Below are 554 nucleotides of genomic sequence, written 5' to 3' on the forward strand. Positions count from 1 at the left end.
CGAATAAGCTTCTTTTCAAGCTTCTTTAATTTTGCAGATTTATTGATGTTCTTATAAGTTTTTCCATTAGAAACAATCGCAAAGTCCTTTAATCCAAGGTCAATACCGATTCCTTCACTGGAATTATTGGCTGACGTTTTGTCTGGGATTTCTATAAGAACTGAAATATAGTATCTGTCAGCTTTTATTGAGACATGACCGCTCTTAATTACGTTTCCATCTTTTGTAGTTGGAATATATCCTTTCTCTTTGATGCGTACCCAGCCAAGTGACGGAATCTTGAGTCTGTGTCTTTTGCAACTGCAATCTTTTGGATTATTCCTTACAAAATACATCTTCACATTAGATCTGCCTTTCTTCTTAAATTTTGGAAAGGCGCTCTTGTGATTAAAGAAGTTTTCAAATGCTGTCTGTCCGTTATTTACCGCCTGTGTTACAGATTTTGAATAAGCTTCCTTGATCCAGGAATATTCTGGATGGCTTGGAAGATACTCATTGTTGAGCCATACTCTAAACTGGCTGCTGCTCATAAACTTTTTGCCACTTTCATGAAG

The 554-nt window shown here is 36.5% G+C and carries 1 protein-coding gene; it reads right to left on the bottom strand.

Going from position 1 to position 554, the window contains the following annotated elements; all coding sequences use genetic code 11:
- Positions 1-554 (bottom strand): hypothetical protein (locus tag DW269_RS13065; RefSeq protein ID WP_233503294.1); only part of this gene is annotated, 554 nt, incomplete at both ends.

This window comes from Catenibacterium sp. AM22-6LB, from assembly GCF_003435615.1.
In the GTDB taxonomy this organism is placed as follows: Bacteria; Bacillota_I; Bacilli_A; order Erysipelotrichales; family Coprobacillaceae; genus Catenibacterium; species Catenibacterium mitsuoka_A.